The 18,941-nt window shown below is 45.3% G+C and carries 14 protein-coding genes; 9 read left to right on the plus strand and 5 right to left on the minus strand.

The annotated features are described in order from the left end of the window. Window positions 1–116: 116 nt before the first annotated feature. From RG47T_RS18265 to RG47T_RS18280, 4 genes are all read left to right on the plus strand, one after another. A complete protein-coding gene (locus RG47T_RS18265; RefSeq protein ID WP_074490898.1) occupies window positions 117–1,058 on the plus strand; it encodes an NAD-dependent epimerase/dehydratase family protein in 942 nt (313 codons plus the stop codon). Between the two features lie 146 nt (window positions 1,059–1,204). Then, on the plus strand, window positions 1,205–1,930 hold the full coding sequence (locus RG47T_RS18270; RefSeq protein ID WP_074490899.1) for a YebC/PmpR family DNA-binding transcriptional regulator: 726 nt from the start codon (window positions 1,205–1,207) through the stop codon (window positions 1,928–1,930). A gap of 103 nt (window positions 1,931–2,033) precedes the next feature. Then, window positions 2,034–2,249: a DUF2442 domain-containing protein gene (locus tag RG47T_RS18275; RefSeq protein ID WP_074490900.1), complete on the plus strand. Its 216-nt coding sequence runs from the start codon at window positions 2,034–2,036 to the stop codon at window positions 2,247–2,249. A gap of 92 nt (window positions 2,250–2,341) precedes the next feature. Continuing rightward, on the plus strand, window positions 2,342–3,319 hold the full coding sequence (locus tag RG47T_RS18280) for a hypothetical protein (protein WP_074490901.1): 978 nt from the start codon (window positions 2,342–2,344) through the stop codon (window positions 3,317–3,319). Window positions 3,320–3,774: 455 nt separating this feature from the next. On the opposite strand, the gene bglX is transcribed toward RG47T_RS18280, so the two are convergent. From bglX to trhO, 5 genes are all read right to left on the minus strand, one after another. After that, on the minus strand, window positions 3,775–6,060 hold the full coding sequence (gene bglX / locus RG47T_RS18285; RefSeq protein ID WP_074490902.1) for a beta-glucosidase BglX: 2,286 nt from the start codon (window positions 6,058–6,060) through the stop codon (window positions 3,775–3,777). Window positions 6,061–6,080: 20 nt separating this feature from the next. Continuing rightward, window positions 6,081–7,439, minus strand: coding sequence for a glucoamylase family protein (locus RG47T_RS18290; protein ID WP_074490903.1), 1,359 nt, complete (start codon window positions 7,437–7,439; stop codon window positions 6,081–6,083). Between the two features lie 78 nt (window positions 7,440–7,517). Beyond that, on the minus strand, window positions 7,518–9,065 hold the full coding sequence (locus tag RG47T_RS18295; RefSeq protein ID WP_091690971.1) for a RagB/SusD family nutrient uptake outer membrane protein: 1,548 nt from the start codon (window positions 9,063–9,065) through the stop codon (window positions 7,518–7,520). 10 nt (window positions 9,066–9,075) lie between these two features. Further along, window positions 9,076–12,093 carry a SusC/RagA family TonB-linked outer membrane protein gene (locus tag RG47T_RS18300; protein WP_083627457.1) on the minus strand — a complete coding sequence of 1,006 codons (3,018 nt, stop codon included), beginning with the start codon at window positions 12,091–12,093 and terminating at the stop codon, window positions 9,076–9,078. A 576-nt stretch (window positions 12,094–12,669) separates the two neighbouring features. Beyond that, complete coding sequence (gene trhO / locus RG47T_RS18310) at window positions 12,670–13,626, minus strand: oxygen-dependent tRNA uridine(34) hydroxylase TrhO (RefSeq protein ID WP_074490905.1); 957 nt, start codon at window positions 13,624–13,626, stop codon at window positions 12,670–12,672. Between the two features lie 318 nt (window positions 13,627–13,944). Between trhO and RG47T_RS18315 the strand changes: the two genes are divergently transcribed. The 5 genes from RG47T_RS18315 (at window position 13,945) to RG47T_RS18335 (ending at window position 18,857) form a co-directional block, all read left to right on the plus strand. Continuing rightward, window positions 13,945–15,468 (plus strand): alpha/beta hydrolase-fold protein, encoded by a 1,524-nt coding sequence (locus RG47T_RS18315; protein WP_074490906.1) that lies wholly within the window; start codon window positions 13,945–13,947, stop codon window positions 15,466–15,468. A gap of 101 nt (window positions 15,469–15,569) precedes the next feature. Then, window positions 15,570–16,760, plus strand: coding sequence for a glycine C-acetyltransferase (gene kbl, locus RG47T_RS18320; RefSeq protein WP_074490907.1), 1,191 nt, complete (start codon window positions 15,570–15,572; stop codon window positions 16,758–16,760). Between the two features lie 61 nt (window positions 16,761–16,821). After that, the gene (gene pheS / locus RG47T_RS18325; RefSeq protein WP_171972564.1) at window positions 16,822–17,856 is read left to right on the plus strand and encodes a phenylalanine--tRNA ligase subunit alpha; all 1,035 of its coding nucleotides are present in this window, start codon (window positions 16,822–16,824) and stop codon (window positions 17,854–17,856) included. Next, a complete protein-coding gene (locus RG47T_RS18330; RefSeq protein WP_083627458.1) occupies window positions 17,853–18,272 on the plus strand; it encodes a Rieske (2Fe-2S) protein in 420 nt (139 codons plus the stop codon). The genes pheS and RG47T_RS18330 overlap by 4 nt, the downstream gene beginning before the upstream one ends. Before the next feature lie 3 nt (window positions 18,273–18,275). Further along, complete coding sequence (locus RG47T_RS18335) at window positions 18,276–18,857, plus strand: TetR/AcrR family transcriptional regulator (RefSeq protein WP_074490909.1); 582 nt, start codon at window positions 18,276–18,278, stop codon at window positions 18,855–18,857. Window positions 18,858–18,941 lie beyond the last annotated feature (84 nt).

The raw sequence follows: 18,941 nt of genomic DNA on the forward strand, positions 1-18,941 counted from the left end.
AAATATGAGATTTTTTTATCAAATATGCTACTAAACAGGGCGTTTAATGATTGTGACAGCATTATTATAGATCGATTTGGTGCATTTTTTTACCTTTGCGCTTTAACTGATTTTGCATGAGCGAAAAGATTTTAGTGATAGGCGCAAACGGCCAGATAGGGACAGAACTGGTACTGGCTTTGCGTGATATTTACGGTGCAGAACAAGTGATTGCCTCTGATATAAATAACGCTGCAGAGGCTATTAAAAACGGCCCTTTTGAGTTTGTTAACGTACTGGATAAGGATAACCTGCGTAACGTTTTCGAAAAACACAAGCCCACACAGGTTTACTTACTGGCAGCTGTGCTATCTGCCGTAGGCGAACAAAAACCAAAGCTGGCCTGGGACTTAAATATGAACGGCCTGCTCTCTATATTAGACCTTGCCGTTGAATTTAAAACAGCTAAAGTTTTCTGGCCAAGTTCTATCGCTGTTTTCGGGCCGCACTCGCCACAGCATAATACGCCGCAATATTGTATAATGGATCCTAACACGGTTTATGGTTTCAGCAAACTGGCCGGCGAACGCTGGTGCGAATACTACCACGCCAAACACGGCCTCGATGTACGCAGCATCCGCTACCCGGGCCTCATCAGCTGGAAAGCAGCACCGGGTGGTGGTACTACAGATTATGCTATCCACATTTTCCACGAGGCTTTAAAAACTAAAACATATACTAGTTTTTTATCGGCTAATACAGCTTTGCCTATGATGTATATGGATGATGCCATCCGCGCTACCATCAGTTTAATGGATGCCCCTGCCGAACAGATCAGTATCCGGTCGAGCTATAATTTAGCAGGGATTAGTTTTAATCCTGAGCAATTGGCAAGTGAGATCAAAAAACATATCCCGGAGTTCACCATCAGCTATGCTGATAACGACCCGCGCCAAGCCATTGCAGATAGCTGGCCAAAATCGATAGACGATAGCCAGGCTCAGCAAGACTGGGGTTGGAAACTAGAGTTTGGCATCGAAAAAATGACGGAGGAAATGTTGACGAACCTGAGTAAATAGTTATTCAGTTATTTGTTATTCAGTTATTAACTTTGAGGTTCGTACAATTCGCTATAATTTGTGAAATTCGTACCATCAATTAAAATCTATGAAATCACGAACCAATCGGTGAATTCATAGAAATATCAGTGAAATCATAATATACTATGGGAAGAGCATTCGAATTCCGTAAAGAAAGAAAATTTAAGCGTTGGGCCAAAATGGCCATCCAGTTTACCCGTTTAGGGAAAGAAATTGTAATGGCTGTTAAAGAAGGTGGCGGCCACCCCGAAACCAACTCGCGTTTACGCACGGCCATGCAAAATGCCAAGGCAGTAAACATGCCTAAAGACCGTGTTGAGGCTGCTATTAAACGCGCAACCGACAAAGATGCATCAAACTACGAAGAATTTGTATACGAAGGATACGCCCCGCACGGTGTAGCCATTTTGGTTGAAACCGCTACCGATAATACCAACCGTACCGTTGCCAACGTACGCAGCTACTTTACCAAAGTGGGCGGCACATTAGGTAAAACCGGTTCGCTTGATTTTATTTTCAGCCGTAAATCAATCTTCCGTTTTGTACCAGGCGAGCGCGACCTCGAAGAACTGGAATTTGAACTGATTGACGCCGGGCTGGAAGACCTTTATGTAGAAACCGACGAAGAAGGAAATGATGTTGGCGTTATCACTGCTGCTTTTGAAGATTTCGGCAAAATGCAAAAAGCACTGGAAGAGCAGGGCTTCGAAGTAAAATCGGCAAAGTTAGAGCGCATCCCGCTTTCGACTGCCGAAGTTACTGAAGAGCAGGCAGCAGATGCCCTAAAACTAATTGATAAACTGGATGAGGACGATGACGTACTTGCCGTTTATCATAATATGGCAGAGTAAATATCAATTTGTTAATGAGATAATTTGTCGATTTGTTAATGCTCTAAACGTGGCCGGATAATTGACAAATTACCTCATTAACAAATCAACAAATTCAAAAAACATGGCCGTATTCACCTCACGTAAGCAAAAGCAAAATCTTAAAATCACTTTTGACAATGATATGCTGGTGATAGAAATGCCCGATGGCAAGCAACAGGTTTTTCCACTTGCATTTTTCCCGGCACTGCGTGATGCCAGCGAAGAAGATCGTGCCGATTGGACGCATGCCGGTAACGGTATCCGCTGGAACAAATTAGGACTGACAGTTACTATATAATTTGCTAATGAGATAATTTGTTGATTTGTTAATGCTTATACGGCCACAAGTCATTGACAAATTAGCTAATTGACAAATCAACAAATTAACCCATGACCTTCGAAGAGTTTTTTAAGAAGAAAAAGATCAACCTTACTACCTTACAACAGGCAGAAGGAACCCTTTTTGCTGAATTCAAAAACCACTTTGAGTTAATGGGCGAAAAAAGCTTCGACCATACCAAAAAATACTGGTTCAATAAATTACGCCGCCAGTTCCCTGCACCTGTAGAGGTTAAAGCCGAGAAGGTAATTATTGAAAACCCACTGGCCGAGCAAACTATTACCGAGACGCTTACTGAGCCAACTGCTGACAAGCCCAAAACAGGATTTACACCAAGATTTAAAGCAGGCGCAACCGCCGCCAAACCCGTAGAGCTACCTGCAATACCTGTTTCGCCAGAGGCAGAACAGCCAAAAGCAGATCCTGCATTAATCGAAATGCCTACTGCTAAACCAGGATTTACACCAAGATTTAAAGCAGGCGTTACATCTGCCCCAAAAGAAGAGAAACCAGAAACTCCTGCTGAGGCTGAAAATGCAGCACAAGCAGATGTGCCTGCAATACCGGCAAAAGTTGGTTTTACGCCAAGATTTAAGGCCGGAGTCACTAAGCCTGCAACAGAAACTTCGGCAGAAGAGCCTAAAGTTGAAGAAGAAAAACCTACCGAACCTGCAAAAGTTGGATTTACACCAAGATTTAAAGCTGGTGTTACCAAACCTTCAACACCTATAACAGATATTCCGGCAGAAGCGCCCAAAGCTGAAGAAGAAAAGCTAGCAGAGCCTATTCAGCCTGCTAAAGTTGGTTTTACACCGAGATTTAAAGCCGGGATTACAAAGATCGCACCACCAATAGAACAGCCTAAAGTTGAAGAAGGTATTACGGCTGCACTAAGCGAACCCAAGATAACAGAAGAAAATCCCATACTACCACCTGTTGAAGAAAAGACTGATATAGAAGAACTACCGAAAGCAACAGCACCTCCTAAAATTGGGTTTAAGCCGCGCTTTAAACCACCGCAGCAGTAAAATTTCACTGCCTTATCTCGCCCATTTACCATTCTGACGAAGGAAGAATCTTCTTTAATATACGAGCAGAATTACAGGGCGAAGATGATCCTTCGCTAGCGCTTTGGATGACAATTTAGATATATACCTATAACACTTGCGCGTTATCACACGTGCGCGAGATGCGAAAGCAACAGCACCCTCCTAAAATTGGGTTTAAGCCGCGCTTTAAACCACCACAGCAGTAAAAATCTACTTCTTTATATCTCCCATTTGTCATTCTGACGAAGGAAGAATCTTCTTCCGCGTAAAAGCAGATACTGCAGGGCGAAGAAGAAACTTCGCTAATTGCGCGGCATTACAATATGATAGGGCAAGGTATCTTTTTTAGCGGCATAAAAACCTTTCTCAAATTTGCCGTCGCTTTATGCCAGGCCCAAGCCCAGCATTCCACTAATACATATTTTTGAACATCATTATGGGATCAGTTTAAAGTCTGCCTCTTGTGTATCGCGCGAATTTGAGCCTACAAACACTTTGAAATCGCCGGGCTCGCTGGTATATTTCATGTTGGCATCATAAAATTTCAAATCCTCATTGGTTAACGTAAACTTAATTTCTTTTGATTCGCCCTTGCGCAAAAACACTTTCCTGAAGTTACGCAGCTGTTTCATAGGGCGGGTTACCGAGCCTACCACATCACGGATGTAAAGCTGTACCACTTCTTCCCCATCGTAGTTACCGGTGTTGCTTACTGTTACACTTACGTTTAGCTTGTCGGTAGTTTTGATCGCTTTTTTATCAACAACGGGCTGTGTATAGCTAAAGTTAGTATAGCTTAAACCATAACCGAAGGGATACAAAGGATCATTAGGAATATCCAAATATTTGGATGAATACTTATTGTTAGGATCAGCCGGTCGGCCGGTTTTTTTCATATCATAATAAACAGGGATCTGCCCCACGCTGCGCGGAAAGCTGATGGTTAGTTTTCCTGCCGGATTGTAGTTGCCGAATAAAACATCAGCAATGGCATTACCTGCCTCGGTGCCTGCAAACCAGGTTTCGAGTATGGCAGGAAAATGCGCATCTTCCCATTGCAGCGTAAGCGGGCGGCCATTCATCAGCACCAATACCACAGGTTTACCCAATGTATAAATTTCTCGCATTAAACGTTGCTGGCTTTCGGGAATGCTGATATCAGAGCGGCTGGCGGCCTCGCCGGTCATACCTTGCGATTCACCTACGGCCATTACAATCACATCGGCCTTGCGGGCTACATCCATCGCTTGTTTCAATAACGTTTCCGGATCATCAGTTACCAAATCTCCGCCTTGCGTGTTCATTTGATCTACAATAGCTTTATTATCTGTAAAGTTAGCGCCTTTGGCATAGTTGATTTCTACACCTGCCCCGGCAACGGCTTTCATACCTTCTAACAGCGAAACAGATTTATGCCAGTCGCCCGCGCCCGACCAGTTACCGATCATATCCCGCTTGTCATCACCCAGCGGACCAATCAGCGCAATGGAACCCGATTTTTTCAAGGGTAATACCTGCTGATAGTTCTTCAGCAACACTAATGATTTACGGGCAATATCACGCGCAGCATCCAGATTGGCAGTGCTCATAATTTCAGTTTTAGCACGCTCTTCATTGCAATATTTATAAGGATCGGCAAACAAGCCAAGTTTGTATTTGGCTTCCAGCACGCGGCGCACCGCATCGTTAACTGTTTGAATTTTTACCTTGCCTTCGCTTACCGATTGTTTAAGGTATTTGGCAAATACAGCGCCCTGCATATCCATATCGATACCTGCGTTAATGGCAGCTTCGCCGGCTTCTTTTTCGTTGGCTACATTGCCGTGGTTCACCATTTCATTAATGGCGGTATAGTCTGTTACCACAAAACCTTTGTAGTTCCATTGCTTTTTCAGCACATCATTAACCAGCCATTTGTTGGCGGTAGCGGGCACGCCTGCAATTTCGTTAAACGAGGTCATGAAGCTGCCCACACCTGCATCAACTGTAGCCTTAAACGGAGGAAGAATGGTTTCCCATAACGTGCGCTGACTTACATCAACCACGTTATAATCACGGCCGCCTTGCACAAAACCATAACCGGCATAATGCTTGGTACAGGCCATAATGGTAGTGCCATCAAAACCCGCTCCCTGGAAACCTTTTACACGGGCTGTGGCTATCTGGCTGCCCAGCCAAACATCTTCACCGGCACCTTCGGCAACACGGCCCCAGCGTGGGTCGCGGGCAATATCAACCATGGGCGCAAATGTCCAGTGCAAGCCATCTGCCGAAGCCTCTGCTGCGGCAATGTGTGCGCTCTTCTCCATCGCTGCCAGGTCCCAGCTCGAGCTTTCGCCAAGCGGGATAGGGAATATCGTTTTATGCCCGTGGATAACATCGTACCCGAAAATCAGCGGAATGTGCAGGCGCGTGTTTTTCACTGCCATTTCCTGCAGCTGGCGGGTATAGGCCGGGGTATAAGCGTTAAATATCGAACCTACATTACCTTTCTGTATATCATCTTTATAACCGGCGCGGATGCTTGGCCCTGTTAAAGCCATATCGCTGGTGTATTGCGTAAGCTGACCGATCTTTTCTTCCAGCGTCATTTTTTGCATCAGGTTGGTTACAAACTGGTCCATTTTACTTTGCGGTGCAGCTACCTTTTTGGGCTGGGCAAATCCGCTTACCGTAATGGCTGCCGCAACCAGCACGCAACTTATTTTTTTGTAATACATGGTTTTATAATTGAAGGTTGTTATTGGCGGTTTATGTGGTACGTACTGCTCTCGAAGTCGAGTTTTTTTAAACCCTGCTGTACTTCGGGGCAGCTCATAAATAAATTCCAGAGCATGCCGCTGCGATAGTTCTCAATCATCACAACTATTGGCCCCTGGTCTATAGCAAGGTACGATTTTGCGTACCAATTTTTACTCTCGTTAAAGGCATCGGTAAAGCCGTATTCGCCCCAGATCTTGTCGCCCAGGTCATAATAAAAATGGCGCAGGGCTTTCATAGAATATTCGGGCGTGTAAGGGAATGCCGATAAGGCGGCCGTAGGCGTAATCACCCCCAGATCATTGGTTGGCGAATGGGCATTGTATCCTTCATGGTTATCGCTGGCGGTTAAGCCCCAGCAGTCGGGGCCGTAGCCTTTGAATTTTTTGGGGTTATCCACGCAATAATCATGGTTGATTAATGTGTGGTTAAGGTTCTGCTGCCAGTAATCGGCATACTGGTCTTTCAAGCCTTTAGGGTTTAAACCTAAAAAAGAGTAATGGGTATAAAACAGCGGGCCGCCATAATCAAAACCCAAGGGCAATACATGGCCGTAAAACATTTTACCGTTTTTAAAGAAATCGCTTTGCGCCCAGCCACGGTTATACACTTCGGTAGGCACCGGGTAACGCGTACCCGAAGCGGCCAACACATACGTTATTAAGCACTCGTTATATCCGCGCAGCGGGAAGTTCATGGCCCAGCCGTTATTGGGCGACCAGTGCCAGTACAGCACATCTCTGCCGTCGCGGGTAAACCAGTTCCATTCTATTTCGCCCCACATCCAGTTAATTACATCACGGATGTGGCGTTCCTTATCATTATTGCCATTATAGTATTGGCGGGCACATAACAGCCCCTGGAACAGGAACGATGTTTCTACCAAATCGGCACCATCATCCTTGCGGCTAAAGGGAATCACCTTGCCGGTTTTGCCATCCATCCAATGCGGAAACACGCCATGGAAGGCATCGGCTTTGTATAAAAAGTCAACGATCTTCAACATCCGGTCAACCGATTGCTCATGGGTAATCCACTTGCGTTTGTCGGCTACCAGCATGGCCATAATGCCAAAGCCCGAGCCGCCTGTGGTTACCACCTCGTTGCCGTAATTATAGGCCACGTTGCTGCGCTCGCGCGCCAGCCCGCTTACTGGGTGCCCAAAGTCCCAGAAGTAGCGGAATGTTTGCCGCTGTACCACATCCAGCAGGGCACTATCCGTCAGGTTCTTGATGATCCCTACTGGCTTAATACCATCTGTTGGTGCATTACTTTTCTTTTGTGCGTTTGAATAGAAGCCCGCGCACAGTAACGTGATGATTATAAGTATCTTCTTCATCTCTATAAAATAATAATCGCTTATGTACTAAAATTATTAATACGTAAGCGATAGTTAGGCCTGTAAAACAGCTATTGCTTAATAGCCGGGGTTTTGTTTTAACCTGCCGCCGCTTAAATCAATTTGTTGTTGCGGTATCGGGAACAGGGCATTGGTGGCTTTCCAGGCTTTGCCGCCATCGGCAGCAAAGGCAGCAGCAGCACGGCCGGGTTGCACCGCATCCTGGCGTACCAGGTCAAAGAAACGGTCATGCTCTTCGGCCATTTCAATACGGTGCTCATGCCAGATGCTGGCCAGGCTGATACCTGCCGGAGGCGTAGCTACTAAACCTGCGCGGGTACGCAGCATGCCGATATCGGTAATGGCATCGCCGGTTTTCCCTAACTGGAACGCAGCTTCGGCATTGATCAATAATACTTCGCCCAAACGGATCAAGCGTAGTTGTTTAGGCAGGTGATCTGTATTACCGCTGCAGTTTCGCTCTAAAGTACGGCTATGATAGGCCTTGTAGCTATAGGTTGAGTTCTGCACCGAATCGGGACCGGGAATCCTGAAACCATCGAACAGCACGGTACCACCTGGTTTAATAAAAATTATCGTACCGTTTTTACGGGCATCGGTTGCTTCATAATCATTCACCAAACTTGCCGATGGGTTATTGAACCCGAAGCCCAAGTCTGACCAGCCAAATTTACCGCCCGCCCGCGGGCCTTGCGAAACCACATAAAGGTTTACACCCGATGAACAATCCTGGTTAATCCCTGCCTGGATCTCGAAAATAGATTCGGAATTATTGATCCCTCCATCGCCATTCACCGCATTTTCGCGCCATATTAAGGAGTAATCTTTCACCAGGCTGTATTTGCCGCCAGTAATTACAGCTTCTGACAAATCGTATGCTTTTTGATAATCTTTAAGATACAGATACACCTTTGCCTCTAATGCTTCGGCGGCTCCCTTAGTGGCACGGCCAACATCAGTAGCGCCTTTTTCGGGCAGGTTGGCTACCGCAAAATCAAGGTCGCCGGTAATTAACTTGTAAACGTCGGCAACAGCAGCCCGGGTTTGAAACTGGTCCTGGTTGGCTTCGGCTGCTGTAGGCACGCGGTCTAACAGCGGTACCCCACCAAAAAAACGCACCATGTTAAAGTAAAACCAGGCACGTAAAAACCGGGACTCGCCCATTAACTTGTTTTTGGTAGTGGCATCAAACTGGGCATTCTGTAAAACACCCAATGCCTGGTTGGCCCGTGCAATCCCCTGGTAATAACCTGTCCATACCAGGTTAATGGTACCGTTTGATGGTGTGGTTGTTAAATTATCTATTTGCAGCCCGTCGCCGCTATCTGTTGGCGAACTACCTTTATCGGCATCGTCCGACGCTACATCTGTCATAAAAACATACTGCAGACTTTCAATATCGGGGTCAAAACCACCATTATAAAATACATTGTAAATTCCGGTTACCAGGTTGCTGGCCTGTACGGGGTCGGTTATAATTTGAGCCTGGGTTATTTGCCCCTGCGGCGCTACATCAAGGTAGTTTTTACAGGCATTAATTGTAATAGCTACGGTGCTAAAAACAGTAGCCAGTATGATATATTTTATGTTGAAGATCTTTTTCATATACTTAATATTAGAATTGAACATTTACACCAAATGAAAATGTACGCACAACCGGGTAAATAGCCTGGTCTATGCCCGATGCCAGGATACCGGCAGTGGTTGCTGCATTGGCAGGCAACAACTCGGGCGAGATGCCGCTGTAACCGGTAATGGTAAGCAGGTTTTGCGCGGTTACAAATACCCGCAGCTTAGAGATCGCTATTTTTTTAAGCATTTCGGCAGGCAAACTATAACCCAGGGTTACATTGTTTAACCTTAAAAATGCGCCCGACTCGATAAAGTAGGTTGATGGCGGTGTGTTTGATGTAATTACATTAGGTATTGATGATGATGGATTGGCGGTAGTAAAACGACTGGTGGCATAATCGGCATCGATGTTATCGCGCAAATCGCTTTTGGCATTTTTGTTACCGTTGTAAATCTTGTTGCCCCAGTTATAATAAAAATCGGTGCTGAGGTCAAAGGCTGTGTATTTAACACCCAGGCTAAAGCCCCCATAATATTTAGGCTGATACGAACCGGCATAGATCCGGTCATTGCCATCAATTTTACCATCTCCGTTGGTATCGGCATATCTTAAGCCGCCCACATGGTTAGCCTCGCCCAGCGAGTTAGCCGGTGCAGCATTAACCTCGGCCTGGTTCTGGAAAACGCCAATGGCATTCAGCACATAATAACTGGCTATAGCCTGGCCATTATCTGTACGGGTAACGTATTGCCCGTTAATACCACCGCCCGGCAGGTATTGCCCGCCATTTAAGCCTAATAGCTTATTTTTATTAATGTTGATGTTGGCGCTGGCGGTATAAGAAAACTTGGTGCCTATTTTATCGGCCCATTTCAAAGCAAACTCGAAACCCTGGTTTTGAAATGAGGCTGCATTGGTTGTGTAATAGGTTAAATTTGAACCCAGTATGGCTGGGATGCTTACATTAATAAGTGCATCATTAACCTTCTTTTTATAATAATCGGCTTCACCGGTTAAGCGGTTATTGAAAAAGGCATACTCAAAACCAATATCCAGTTGATTGGTAACTTCCCATTTTAGGTTAGGATCTTTAATTTGTTGTATGGCTGTACCTTCTGTTAACTGACCGTTATAATAATAAGGCAGGTTTGATGTAGCCGTTACAATGTATAAGCTGGATGGGATATTATCGTTACCCAGCTGGCCGTAACTGGCCCTTAGTTTCAGGTAATTGAAGATCTTTTGTTCCTTCATAAAATCCTCTTCGGATATTACCCAGCCACCACCTATGGTATAAAAGTTACCCCACTTTTCGGCAAACTTCGAGCTACCATCGCGCCTGAATGATCCGGTTAACAAATATTTACCTGCAAAGTCATAATTAACACGGGCCAGTAATGATTGCCGGGTATATTTATCGCCATTGTTATTTAGCGATGTAGCTAAACTTGGGTCGCCCAGGTCCAGGTACCATTGATCCGGGTTGTTAGGAACATTTAAGCGGGTACCGTTGATATAGCTCGATCTGAATTTTTCGCTCGTGTAACCTACCAAAGCAGTTACATGATGCTTATCAAATCGCTTATCGTATGTTAAAGTATTATCCCAATTAAAATTATAAGAGTTATCCTGCTGGATAAATAATGAACTGTTATTCTGGTACTGGTTACCGCCACCGGTAGTAAAGGTGCTGTTGTTTGCACCAAACTGGGTGAGGTAATTACGCTGATTGTTCCAAAACCCATCTACGTTGAAGGCACTATGGGCACGCAGGCCGGGGATGATATCATAATCTAAAGCTACATTGCCCTGCACCCGGTTGCTGCTGGTAAAATTATTTATTTTATCCAGCTGTAATAATGGATTACCCACGTTACCCCAGGCCGATGTATTACCATACAAACCACCCGCATCCTGCGGAATAATGAGCGGTGCAGCCCTGTATACATTACTAAAAATGCTTGATGCATCTACCGGCCTTTCTGCCGAACGGCTTAAGGATAACTGCTCGCTGAACTTTAGTTTCTTACTCAGCTGCACCTCGTTATTGGCACGTAAGGTAAAGCGTTTATAACCATTGGTTTTTACAATACCATCATCATCCAGATAGCTGGCGCTGATGAAATAGGTATTGTTATCGCCACCGCCCGATACCGAGATATTGTGGTTCATCTCAAAGCTTTTGCGCAACACGGCACTGTACCAGTTGGTGCTGCCCGAGTAGGTTAAAGGCGACTGGTCTGCAGAGAGTGAGCCTGCATTAACATCGGTTTGGTAGGCCACATATTGTTGCCTGTTGGCCATCTGGATCGTTTTGGCTGCTTCCTGGAAACCCAGGTTGGCATCATAACTTACCATTGGCGGGCCTTTCTTACCTTTTTTGGTGGTGATAATAACCACACCATTGGCACCACGCACACCATAAATGGCGGCCGAGGCATCTTTTAAAACATCCACACTTACAATATCATTATTGTTGATGTTGCGAATATCGTTTGTTAATACCCCATCTACTACATAGAGTGGGTTAACACCGCCCAGTAAAGAACCCGTACCCCTGATGCGCAATTGCGGCGTTGAGTTTGGTTGGCCCGAAGAGATAACCTGCACACCGGCAACCTGCCCCTGCAAAGCCTGCGTTGGGGTTTGCACTACCTGCCGGGTTATGGCAGCGCCGCTTACGCTCCCTACAGCACCCGTAACATCGCGCTTGCGCTGCACGCCGTAACCAATTACAACCACCTGCTGCAATTCGCGCGCCTGCGCCCCCAGCTTAATTTCGAGCGGTGCCTGGCCGTTGCCTGCAGGGGCTTCCTGCGAGGCATAACCAATATAACTAAAAACTAATGTCGCCGTGGCCGGCGCACTTAGCGAAAATGCGCCATTGACATCTGTTTGTGTACCGCTTGTTGTCCCTTTGATGCTTACGGATACCCCAATAAGCGCGTCGCCATTGGTGGCGTCGGTTACCTTGCCTTTTATAGCTGTGTTTTGGGCACGGGTTTGCAGTCCCCAACACATAAAAAGCGCAAGAAATAAAAAAGTAAAAGAATTTTTCATAGTAATACGATGTTTAAGTAAAACCTAACGATAGGCTGAAGTAGACGTAGAAGTAGTTGTAGGGGTATTTAAATAGCCGGTTTCTTTGCTATTATTTAAAGAAACAGCAATTTAGCTGTAATGTTTAGGTTATTTTTTGCGATTTTTTCAATTTACGCGGATACGACAAAAGCCCATCAAATTTTGACGGGTTCTGTTGCTATGAATTTTCAGTGCTTAGGCCAAGGTAATGGCAATGGTTGCCGCAACATTACCAATGCTGCCCTAAAAACGATATTTGAGGTTATGGTGGATTCGGGCTCTTAAATTAGGAGTGGGTAGCGAAACCCTGCGAGCGGTTGCCTTACGCAAAAGCGGGGCAGTGTAATGGCTTTGTGCGGTGGAGCTTTTTTGCGTCTTGATCTTTTGGCTACTTTTGGATCAAGCCAAAAGTAGCTAGCCCCTGCGGCAATGAGCAGACTGACGTAAATGGGCCCACTTTGTAATCATAAAAGATAATTACTTCAATCCAAGCACTACCCTCATTCAGCGAAATGCCTCGAGGGCCTCAGCATGCCCCCTTTATCATTTTTACATTTATTCTGCTAATTGAACCTTAGTTTTCTTAGCCGCAACCGGTTGCGGCACCTTTACATAGTAGCCGGTACCATCATAAATGCGCTTGCGCGGGTGTGCTTTGCAATCATCGCTGCAGCAACCATCAAGGGCGGTACCGCATTCGTCGCACTGGGTAAAGTGCTCATTGCATTCGGGGTTGGCGCAATTGATCATTTTTTCGGTATGCTTGCCACAGTTGTAGCATACAGATACGGTAACCGGGTTCACCGAATTTACATCGACAGATAAACGGTTATCAAACACATAACATTTACCTTCAAAGTCTTCGCCACCTGCTTCTTTACCGTATTTAATGATCCCGCCGTGCAGCTGATAAACATCTGTAAAACCTTCGTGCAGTAACAAGGCCGATGCTTTTTCGCATTTAATGCCGCCGGTGCAATAGGTTAATACTTTTTTGTCCTTGTATTTGGCCAGCTCATTAATCTGCGCCGGGAAATCGCGGAAGTTATCGATATCGAGCGTAATGGCATTTTTAAAACGGCCTAACGAATGCTCATAGTTGGAGCGAACATCGAGGATAATTACATCCTCATCATCCTTCATCGCCAAAAAATCTTTTGGTTCTAAATGCTTGCCGGTTTGTAGCTGGGGGTTAATGATATTAGGGTCGCGCAGGCCCGAGTGTACAATTTCGCTTTTGTAGCGCACATGCATTTTCACAAATGATGGCTGGTCTACATCGTCGATCTTAAACTCTGTTTTGGCAAAGCGTTCTTCGGCATGTATAGCAGCCATGTAAGTTTCGCAGGCTTCTTTGGTGCCGGATACGGTACCATTAAGGCCTTCGTCGGCTACAATAATGCGGCCGGTTAAACCAAGGCTTTTACAAAACTGGAGATGCTTTTCGGCAAATTGCTCGGCCTCTGCTATTGTTGAATAACAATAGTATAATAGTGTTTGATATGTTGTCATTACGTACATTGATGCTGCTGCAAACAGCGTTAAATGAGGTGCAAATTTAAGCAAAAGAGCCGAAGTGGGCAATACCGAAAGTTGGGAAGTGATCAATATCATTATTAGATGACGTTAGCGCAGATTTAAAACGGGGCTGACCGTGCTTTTCGTAACGTCACAGGAATTTCTCAACAGCGTACCCTGCGTATAACAGAGTTGGGAAGGTAAATTTATAACAAGTGTGAAAGCAGTTAAGAAATTCCTGTAACTTTCTGTATGCTCATGTTGTCTTAATAATAATTCAGTACATTTCGTTTAACATCAACCTCGTAAAACATGAAAATTAAATACACACTGTATTTTCTGGCGTTATTATTTTGCGTGGCTTCGCCAGCGTATGCACAGCTTAAAAATGCCGTAATTATTCGCGACACCATTTACTCTAATGAATTGCAGGAAAAGCGTGCTTTAGAAATTGTGCTGCCTGCAGATTATGCTACTGCACCTGCCAAAAAATACGACGCCACCTATGTTACCGACGGCGAATGGAATACCCAGATTGTAACCAATATCGATCGTTTTTTAGAGATCCAGTTTATACCCTCCAACATCATTGTAAGTATGCCCAATGTGTATAAAAACGGTGAAAATATGCGTGAGCGCGATTGTACGCCAACGCATATTAATAATGTACCAGTATCGGGCGGGGCAGGTAAATACCTGGCATTTATTAAAAACGAAGTAATGCCGTACATCAACAAAAAGTATCGCACCAGCGGCATGAATACCTTATACGGCAGCTCGTTGGCCGGTATATTTACCATGTATGCGATAATAAAAGAGCCGAGGCTGTTTCAATCATACCTGCTGGCAGACCCTGCTTTGTGGTGGGATAATGGTTACGCTTTTAAACTGGCTGATGACAACCTGGGCAAATTAAACTTAAAAGACATTACCCTGTTAATGACCGGCCGCGAAGGCCCGGCAGCCATTGGTATGGGCATTGTAAAAATGGATTCGATATTCCGGAAGCAGGCACCGGCCGGCTTACATTGGAAAACCATGTATTATAACGATGAAACCCATAATTCGATGATATTCCGCACGCTGTACGACGGGCTGAAATATACCTATTACGGATACAGCAAAGAACCGATGCAGTTTCACCCGCAAAATGGTATTATGCTGAAAGGCCAGCCTATTAAAATAAACATCAACGGAGACCTTTTAAAACAACTGCGTTACACCACAGATGGCAGCCAGCCTACTGAAGCGTCAACAGCTGTAGTTGACCAAACCATTACCTTGCAAAACCCAGCCCGCTTAACTATTAAAGCACTAAGCAACCGCCCGGTATATGAACAGCAAGCTACTGCCGACTATGTATTGGGCGAAACATTACCGGCCAAAGCCAAACTAAAAGGCCTTACACCCGAAGGCTGGAGCTATGCCTATTACGAAGGTAGCTGGGACAGTATGCCAGATTTTAAGAACCTGAAACCCCTGCAAACCGGCAAGGCCGGTAAAGACTTCGACCCGACCAGATTGCCTAAGCAGCAAAACTTTGCCTGCGTATTTTCGGGGCAAATAGAAGTGCAGGCAGCCGGTTATCATATTTTCGCCATCAATTGCGACGGCGGTGCCAGGCTGTATATAGATAATAAACTCGTGATTGATGACGGCACGCTGCACGCACGCGGTAATTTCAAATCGTATGTGCTGCCTTTAGCAAAAGGCTTTCATAATTTCCGCTTGCAGTATTTTGAAAAGACCGGCAAGGCTTCAATCAACCTTATCTATATTACGCCGGATAATGAAAACGGCAGGCCAATTCCGCTATCGTTACAATACGGCAAATAAGGGGCGTTAACCCATGATATATTTTTATGACGGGCTATCATCACATTAACACGTTAAATAATTTGTTAATGCTTAATTTTGCACCTTAAAATTATAACGCCATGTATGATACGCTGAAACCTGTGCTGCAACAGGAACTTGCCCAAATAGAAGAAGCCGGATTATATAAAAGAGAACGCATCATCACTTCCCCGCAGGGTGCCGATATTACGGTACAGGGCGGCCAGGAAGTAATAAACTTCTGTGCCAATAATTACCTGGGCTTATCATCAAACCCGAGGGTTATTGAAGCAGCCAAGCAAGTGATGGACACGCACGGTTACGGCTTATCATCCGTACGTTTTATTTGCGGTACCCAGGATATCCATAAAGAACTGGAAGCCAAAATAGCTGAATTTTTAGGCACCGAAGATACCATCCTTTACGCCGCAGCATTTGATGCCAACGGCGGTGTGTTCGAGCCCCTGTTTAATGAGCAGGATGCCATTATATCAGACGAGCTGAACCATGCTTCTATTATAGATGGTGTGCGTTTATGCAAGGCCCAGCGCCAGCGTTACAAACACGATGACATGGCCGACCTGGAAGAAAAGCTAATAGCTACCCAAAATCTGCGCCATCGTATTATCGTTACAGATGGCGCCTTCTCAATGGATGGTACCATTGCCCAACTTGATAAAATTTGCGACCTGGCCGATAAATACAAGGCTTTGGTTATGATAGACGAAAGCCATTGCTCGGGCTTTATGGGCAAAACCGGTCGTGGCACGCACGAGCATCACAATGTAATGGGCCGTATCGATATTATCACCGGCACATTAGGTAAAGCTTTGGGCGGCGCATCAGGCGGGTTTACATCTGGCCGTAAAGAGATTATCGATATGCTGCGTCAGCGTTCGCGCCCGTATTTGTTCTCTAATACACTTGCTCCGGCTATTACAGGTGCATCAATCGGTGTATTAAATATGCTGAGTGAAACCACCGAGCTGCGCGATAAGCTGGAAAGCAATACCAAATACTTCCGCGAAAAAATGACCGAAGCGGGTTTCGATATTAAACCGGGTGTACACCCTATTGTACCGGTTATGCTGTACGATGCCAAGCTGGCCCAGGAGTTTGCCGCCAAAATGCTGGAAGAAGGCATTTATGTAATCGGTTTTTATTACCCGGTTGTTCCGCAGGGTAAAGCGCGGATCAGGGTGCAAATTTCTGCTGCGCATGAAGTGGAACATTTAGATAAAGCTATTGCAGCATTTACCAAAGTGGGTAAGGCACTGGAAGTGATTAAATAATTATAAGTAAATTAGCGGTTTGTAGCCGAAGCACAAATACGCTTCAGAATAGAGAGATATAATGCAAGATCAGATCAATCAATATACCGCCGAGATCGAGGCCTTCAGCCCTGCTAATGCAGATGAGCTGGAAGCTTTCCGGATTAAATATTTAGGGACCAAAGGACTTATTAAAGACCTTTTTGAGCAATTTAAAAGCGTTGGGCCAGAAGAGAAACGCGTATTTGGCAAGGTGCTTAACCAGTTTAAGCAAATGGCCGAAGCCAAATATACCGACCTGAAAGAAAATTTCAATTCCGAAATCGAAAATTCGAAATCCGAAATTGATCTCACCTTACCTGGTAACGGTTTCGAGGTTGGCTCGCGCCACCCGCTGTCGTTAGTACAAAGCGAAATCGTTGATATCTTTAAACGCCTGGGCTTTGTGGTTGCCGAAGGCCCGGAGATTGAGGACGATTGGCACAATTTCTCGGCCCTTAACTTCCCGGATGAGCACCCGGCGCGTGATATGCAGGATACCTTTTTTATCAAGAAAAACAGTGGTAAGGATGATATCGCCCTGCGTACCCATACCTCATCGGTACAGGTACGCATGATGGAGAACGGCAAGCCGCCGTTCCGCGCCATTATGCCCGGTCGCGTTTACCGTAACGAGGCGATATCTGCCCGTGCGCATTGCTTTTTTCACCAGGTAGAAGGTTTATATATCGACGAGAACGTATCATTTGCCGACCTGAAACAAACCCTGTATCACTTTGTGCAGGAGCTGTATGGCGAAGGCACTAAGGTACGTTTCCGCCCGTCTTACTTCCCGTTCACCGAGCCATCGGCCGAGATGGATATTTCTTGCACCATTTGTAAAGGCGCAGGCTGTAACATGTGCAAGCACTCGGGCTGGGTAGAGATTTTAGGCTGCGGCATGGTAGATCCTAACGTTTTAGAAAACTGCGGCATCGACAGTAAAAAGTTTACCGGCTTTGCTTTCGGCATGGGGGTAGAACGTATCACCAACCTAAAATATGTGATCAAGGATCTTCGTTTATTCTCTGAGAACGATGTGCGCTTTTTAAAACAGTTTAAAACAGAAATGATATGATGCAACGTTTAGGTTTGCTGCTGATAGGTGTACTGGGCTTGATTTCGTGCGGAAAAGATAATTCATCGGGCATCCCTAACGTTTCTGTTAACTTTCAATCCCCCATATCCGACCCGCGTTATATCAAGTTAAACAGTGTGGGCGGCGCGGTAACGGTAAGCGGTTATGGTGTGGCCGGCCTGGTACTTTACCATAATCCCGACGGCAGTTACGAGGCTTTCGACCGCTGCAGCAGCTATCAGCCCGAAAAAAAATGTGCGGTAACTATAGACAATACCGGCTTCCAGGTAGATGACCCTTGCAGCGGTTCAAAATTTTCACTGGCAGATGGTACACCGGTAAAAGGGCCGGCAAGCCGCTCGTTAAAATCATACAGTATTCAAGTGGCGAATAATACTATATTTGTGTCTAATTGATACATGGAAGCCGATAAAATAAAAGAAAGCATTAAGCGGGCCGCGCAGGAGTTGTTCCGCAAATTCGGGTACCACAAAACCAGTGTCAACGAAATTGCCAAACGCGCTAAAATTGCTAAAGCCACCATTTACAAATATTTCGACAGCAAGGAAGATATCCTGCATGCCCTGCTGATGGATTATATTAAGTTGAGTGTGGACGAGCTGATTAACAACGACAGCCACCAGATGGACGAAGAAGCCCACCTCACCAACCTCATCCTCAAAACCAGCCGCCTCTCTTACACCATCTGTAACGAATTTATTGGCTGGGACTTTATCCGCGAATCAACCAACTCACAGGAATTCCTCAAAAACCTGTCGAACGAACTCGAAGAACTACTCCTCAGTTCATTCACCAAACTAAGCGGCATGCGCAAGATAGAAAGCTATCACCAGCGCCTGCGCTTCCTCATTAAATGCAGTAAAAGCATCGTTTTCAGCTTCGCCTTTACCTCGGTTAGCGATGCCGATGTACGCAAAAACTTTGTATCCTTCCAGAAAGAAATTTTGCCTTATTTGGTAAAGGCGGCTATTACGGTTTAACAAAGCTTTAGCTTCTTCAACCCTTGGTCTTTTCTCCTTAAATTTTTTGATTTTAAATTTCACTATACCAATTTGGTTTTCGGT

Source organism: Mucilaginibacter polytrichastri, from assembly GCF_001911425.1.
GTDB lineage: Bacteria > Bacteroidota > Bacteroidia > Sphingobacteriales > Sphingobacteriaceae > Mucilaginibacter > Mucilaginibacter polytrichastri.

Bases quoted from the DNA above. Each gene is read 5' to 3' on its own strand.
- RG47T_RS18265 (WP_074490898.1), top strand. From the start codon at position 117: ATGAGCGAAAAGATTTTAGTGATAGGCGCAAACGGCCAGATAGGGACA.
- RG47T_RS18270 (WP_074490899.1), top strand. From the start codon at position 1,205: ATGGGAAGAGCATTCGAATTCCGTAAAGAAAGAAAATTTAAGCGTTGG.
- RG47T_RS18275 (WP_074490900.1), top strand. From the start codon at position 2,034: ATGGCCGTATTCACCTCACGTAAGCAAAAGCAAAATCTTAAAATCACT.
- RG47T_RS18280 (WP_074490901.1), top strand. From the start codon at position 2,342: ATGACCTTCGAAGAGTTTTTTAAGAAGAAAAAGATCAACCTTACTACC.
- bglX (WP_074490902.1), bottom strand. From the start codon at position 6,060: ATGTATTACAAAAAAATAAGTTGCGTGCTGGTTGCGGCAGCCATTACG.
- RG47T_RS18290 (WP_074490903.1), bottom strand. From the start codon at position 7,439: ATGAAGAAGATACTTATAATCATCACGTTACTGTGCGCGGGCTTCTAT.
- RG47T_RS18295 (WP_091690971.1), bottom strand. From the start codon at position 9,065: ATGAAAAAGATCTTCAACATAAAATATATCATACTGGCTACTGTTTTT.
- RG47T_RS18300 (WP_083627457.1), bottom strand. From the start codon at position 12,093: ATGAAAAATTCTTTTACTTTTTTATTTCTTGCGCTTTTTATGTGTTGG.
- trhO (WP_074490905.1), bottom strand. From the start codon at position 13,626: ATGACAACATATCAAACACTATTATACTATTGTTATTCAACAATAGCA.
- RG47T_RS18315 (WP_074490906.1), top strand. From the start codon at position 13,945: ATGAAAATTAAATACACACTGTATTTTCTGGCGTTATTATTTTGCGTG.
- kbl (WP_074490907.1), top strand. From the start codon at position 15,570: ATGTATGATACGCTGAAACCTGTGCTGCAACAGGAACTTGCCCAAATA.
- pheS (WP_171972564.1), top strand. From the start codon at position 16,822: ATGCAAGATCAGATCAATCAATATACCGCCGAGATCGAGGCCTTCAGC.
- RG47T_RS18330 (WP_083627458.1), top strand. From the start codon at position 17,853: ATGATGCAACGTTTAGGTTTGCTGCTGATAGGTGTACTGGGCTTGATT.
- RG47T_RS18335 (WP_074490909.1), top strand. From the start codon at position 18,276: ATGGAAGCCGATAAAATAAAAGAAAGCATTAAGCGGGCCGCGCAGGAG.